This is a genomic window from Kitasatospora sp. NPDC047058 (assembly GCF_040643935.1).
GTDB lineage: Bacteria > Actinomycetota > Actinomycetes > Streptomycetales > Streptomycetaceae > Kitasatospora.
This window is the reverse complement of the sequence record NZ_JBEYVJ010000567.1, coordinates 1-3,652: the sequence shown is the minus strand read 5'-3', so window position 1 is coordinate 3,652 and position 3,652 is coordinate 1. Positions and strand designations below refer to the sequence as shown.

At 70.1% G+C, this 3,652-nt stretch carries 7 protein-coding genes; 1 reads left to right on the top strand and 6 read right to left on the bottom strand.

The annotated features are described in order from the left end of the window. Positions 1–149 precede the first annotated feature (149 nt). From ABZ885_RS37535 to ABZ885_RS37510, 6 genes are all read right to left on the bottom strand, one after another. Positions 150–338, bottom strand: coding sequence for a hypothetical protein (locus ABZ885_RS37535; RefSeq protein ID WP_360199121.1), 189 nt, complete (start codon positions 336–338; stop codon positions 150–152). A gap of 83 nt (positions 339–421) precedes the next feature. After that, positions 422–1,189: a hypothetical protein gene (locus ABZ885_RS37530; protein ID WP_360199119.1), complete on the bottom strand. Its 768-nt coding sequence runs from the start codon at positions 1,187–1,189 to the stop codon at positions 422–424. Between the two features lie 56 nt (positions 1,190–1,245). After that, positions 1,246–1,461 carry a hypothetical protein gene (locus tag ABZ885_RS37525; protein WP_360199117.1) on the bottom strand — a complete coding sequence of 72 codons (216 nt, stop codon included), beginning with the start codon at positions 1,459–1,461 and terminating at the stop codon, positions 1,246–1,248. Between the two features lie 55 nt (positions 1,462–1,516). After that, positions 1,517–2,290 carry a hypothetical protein gene (locus ABZ885_RS37520; protein WP_360199115.1) on the bottom strand — a complete coding sequence of 258 codons (774 nt, stop codon included), beginning with the start codon at positions 2,288–2,290 and terminating at the stop codon, positions 1,517–1,519. Between the two features lie 76 nt (positions 2,291–2,366). After that, positions 2,367–2,621 carry a hypothetical protein gene (locus ABZ885_RS37515; protein ID WP_360199113.1) on the bottom strand — a complete coding sequence of 85 codons (255 nt, stop codon included), beginning with the start codon at positions 2,619–2,621 and terminating at the stop codon, positions 2,367–2,369. 57 nt (positions 2,622–2,678) lie between these two features. Beyond that, positions 2,679–2,954, bottom strand: coding sequence for a hypothetical protein (locus tag ABZ885_RS37510; RefSeq protein WP_360199111.1), 276 nt, complete (start codon positions 2,952–2,954; stop codon positions 2,679–2,681). Positions 2,955–3,275: 321 nt separating this feature from the next. Here ABZ885_RS37510 and ABZ885_RS37505 point away from each other — a divergent pair, with 321 nt between their 5' ends. Continuing rightward, on the top strand, positions 3,276–3,539 hold the full coding sequence (locus ABZ885_RS37505; RefSeq protein ID WP_360199109.1) for a helix-turn-helix domain-containing protein: 264 nt from the start codon (positions 3,276–3,278) through the stop codon (positions 3,537–3,539). Positions 3,540–3,652 lie beyond the last annotated feature (113 nt).

Genomic DNA, 3,652 nt, shown 5'->3' with positions numbered 1-3,652 from the left:
TACCACTCTTACCCACCCCCACGCTCTTCCGATCTCCCCCCTGGCTCCCTACACCACGCGGACCAGGGCGATTCTACTGTCACCTAGCCCCCGCGCCCCCGGAACCGGGGCCGCGGGCTCTGCAGGAATGAGCAGTGCCTTGCTACGGCTCAGACACGGCGCAGCTCGTGGCTGTGGCAGAGGGTCGGGCCGATGAGCAGCCCGATCCCGTTGATGGTCCATCGGCCCGCGGTCAGGGGGCCCGGCGGCACCTCGTCCACGATGTACCCGGTGCGGCCAACTGCCCGCGGGTCGTCCTCGCACGCGACGATGAGCACCTTGTCACCGGCGTTGAACATGGGCGTTCTCCTTGAACTGTGTGAGTGGAAGGGGCGCCGACCAGCGCCCCCGGTGAATGTCCGGCAGTTCCGCAGCCCCGGGATCAGGCAGCGGGCTGGGCGACGGATCCGCTCCGGGCGGCCTCGTCCCGGAGCCGCAGCTCGGCGAGGGTGATCCGGTAGACGACGCCCTTGCGTTGCTCGCGCAGGATCGTCACGTCCTTGCCCAGGTGGTCCCGGATCTCCTGCTCGCGCCGCTCGGCGTACGCGAAGGCCTCCGGGTCGGTCCGCAGGGTGCGCAGGAACGCCCCCTTGCCGCCCCGCACGCACAGGCCGCGGCAGTTGTTGTGGCCGTGACCGTCGCGGTACAGCTGCGGGATCTCGATCCCGCACGCCCGTGCCTCCCCGAACAGCTCCTCCTTGCCGGCGGGCTGCTCGTCCCACTCGGCGACGGGGAAGACCACCGGCCAGGGCGACCAGCCGCGCACGATGGACGGCATGCGCGCCCGGTCGTGCCGGGTGCCCTCGATGCCGACGTAGAGCACGGTGTCGTCCGGGGCGCAGTTCGCCTCGATCCAGTCCCGGCAGGGCTTCTGCTTGAGCCAGTAGCTGCACGGCGCGAGCCGGTTGTTGCCCAGGTACCTGACGTTCAGGAAGACGTCCCACGGGTCCCGGCCCTCGGGGTCGGAGACCACGGTCAGCGGGACCTGGAAGTGCGCGGCGACGTCGTCGGCGAACCTCCACAGGTCGGGGTGCTCGGCGTGCGCGTCGGCGATCAGCAGCACCATGTCGCCGGTGCCGTACCGCTCGGCGACGCGGAGCGCGGCGGCGAACGAGCCGATCCCGCCGCTGAACTGCACCACGTGCCTCATTTGCTCTCCTCTCGATGGATCGAGGAGTCCCGGGATCCCGGGACTCCTCGACGCGGTCAGCCCTCGGTGTGCTCGCGGTCCGGCCTGCTCTCCAGCTCCCGCAGGGAGGCGTAGCCGGCCAGCAGGTTCTCGTCCAGCAGCTCGCCGTCGTGGTGCAGGTCGACCGCGAGCGGCACCCCGGCCTCCAGATCGTCGGCCGCCGCGCGCAGCCCCGCGACGACGGCGGCGATGTCCGGGCGCCTGCGAGCGGTCCTGGTGGAGCGTCGGAACATCGGGTTCTCCTTTCGATTGCGCAGTCCCGGAATACCGGGGCTGCTCGGTGGTGGGTCAGGCAACGGGGTCCGGCGCGGGCCGGTACTTGCCGCGGAACAGCGCGCCGAGCGTGCAGTCCGCCACCCCGGCCTCCTTGGCCAGAGCGGTGATGGTCGCCCCGGCCTGCCAGCGCTCCCGCAGCTCCTCGACCTCGGAGACGGTCAGCCGACGGTGCCCGCTGGACGTGCCCCCCGAGCGGCTGTGCACCCGGGTGGGCCGCCACACCTTCGACGGGGCCTCGCCCTCGTGCCAGGCCTGGAGGAAGTGGCGCCGTCCGTCCTGGACGAGCTTGTTGAACGTCCCCTGGCTGCGCCCGCAGGCCTTGGCCGCCAGGGCGTAGTCCCCGGTGGCCGCCAGGGCGCCGAGCGCCTCGCGCCCCGAGGGGCGCAGCGTCGGCCAGATCTGGGTGAGCGCGGCCCGCTCGATCACCCGGGTCTCCGGCGAGGGGGTCGGGCCGTTGTGCCAGTAGCGCTGGTAGGCGGGCATCGACTCCCGGCCCGCGCCGAGGTTCTTCTCCACGTAGCCGTGGTGGTGCAGCTCGTCGCGCACCGAGCTGGCGACCGCGGTGTGGGCGGCCTGGAGCAGCTGGAGCGTGGTGGGCGCGGTCTCGGCGGAGCACAGGTGCTCCACGATCGCGCCCCACGCGGTCTCCAGCTGTTCGGCGATCGTGCCGGCCGTGTGCCAGAAGCCGCGGGGGACGGCGAGGCGCGTGATGTGGCTGAGGTGGTCGACGGTGTATCCGTGCCGGACTTCCTGCCTGCCCGTGGGCAGGACCGCGTTCCAGGCCATGAGAACTCCCTTGCGACAGCTGACGGGTCATCGGATCGAATGGGTGAGGAATCCCGGGATTCCGGGACTGAGGGATCTAGGAGACGGCGAGCAGCAGCCCGCTGACCAGGCGCAGCAGCGCCCCGGCGATCAGGAACGGCGAGCGCACCAGCACCGCCAGGGCCGAGCAGCCGACCGACTTCGCCAGCAGTGAGGCGACCCCCGCATAGGCGACGCCGGCCGCCGTGGTCGGGGAGACCGTCCCGCACCGGTACGCCCACAGGGCCGAGAGGGCGGCGCCGAGCAGGGACAGGACGGTGATCACGTTCAGGGTGGGTCGGTCGATGCTCACGTTGCCCCTCCTTCGGGCTCGTGCGCAGTCCCGCAGTCCCGGGACTCCGCAGCTGCGTCAGTCCTCGGTCACCAGGTCGTCGTCTTCGCACCAGCGGCACGGGATGCCCACGTCGTCCAGCTCGTCGTGGAGCCGGCCGCCAAGCCACCCGGCCGCGACCAGCGCCCCGGTCAGCGGGAGCACCGACGTCCGCAGCCACTCCGGCACGGCCTGGCCCAGCCCGACCAGCGCACCGGCCACCACCAGCGGGAGCAGCCGCCAGTCGCCGTGGTGCGCCAGCCACATGAGAGCCGAGCGCAGCCGCCATGACTTGATCGTCAGAACGAGGCTCACGGCCTCCCCCTTCGCCTGTAGCGGGTTCCGATGAGTGCCAAGTTAGCATCAATGTAGCGCGACTGTGAAGTGTACAAATGTAGTCTCAATGTAAGCGTGAAGGCTGGGCGGCCTCGCAGGGGTCGTTGGCGACGCGCGACGCGAAGTGGTCAGCCGTTGTTGTGCCGCTTGGTCGAATGATGGGAGGCTGGTAGCGCCAGGGGCGACGGAATGTAGCGCTCGGCACTCCAAAAAGATGAGTCTTGATGTTGTGTATGTTGAAAGGTCTTGTGTAGCGTGGAGCCTCGTAGTGGTAGCGACCGAGATGGAGAGGACAAGGCCATGGACGAGGTGATCGCTGCGGCCAACGCGCTCCGCAAGAGCCCGAAGAAGCCGGCCGACGACCTGCCGCCCCCCGAGGAGCGAGCGCGTGTCCGCAAGGCATTCGGCCTGACGCAGGGCGCCATGGCCGAGGCACTCGGCGTCCACCGCCTCACGGTGAGCGCTTGGGAGCGCGGCGCTTACGACCCCACCGGCGCTACCCGGGAGCAGTACCTCGGCCTCTTCCGCCACATGAAGGAGACCATCGGCGAGGCCGATGAGTGATCCGGACAGAAGACAAGCGAGGAGGGGGGGGCGCGCCGGGGGCGCCCCCCGCCCCCCTGAACGCAAAATCAACAGAAAAAAACAACAGCAAAAAAAAAACAAACCGCAAATAC

Bases quoted from the DNA above. Each gene is read 5' to 3' on its own strand.
- ABZ885_RS37535 (WP_360199121.1), bottom strand. From the start codon at position 338: ATGTTCAACGCCGGTGACAAGGTGCTCATCGTCGCGTGCGAGGACGAC.
- ABZ885_RS37530 (WP_360199119.1), bottom strand. From the start codon at position 1,189: ATGAGGCACGTGGTGCAGTTCAGCGGCGGGATCGGCTCGTTCGCCGCC.
- ABZ885_RS37525 (WP_360199117.1), bottom strand. From the start codon at position 1,461: ATGTTCCGACGCTCCACCAGGACCGCTCGCAGGCGCCCGGACATCGCC.
- ABZ885_RS37520 (WP_360199115.1), bottom strand. From the start codon at position 2,290: ATGGCCTGGAACGCGGTCCTGCCCACGGGCAGGCAGGAAGTCCGGCAC.
- ABZ885_RS37505 (WP_360199109.1), top strand. From the start codon at position 3,276: ATGGACGAGGTGATCGCTGCGGCCAACGCGCTCCGCAAGAGCCCGAAG.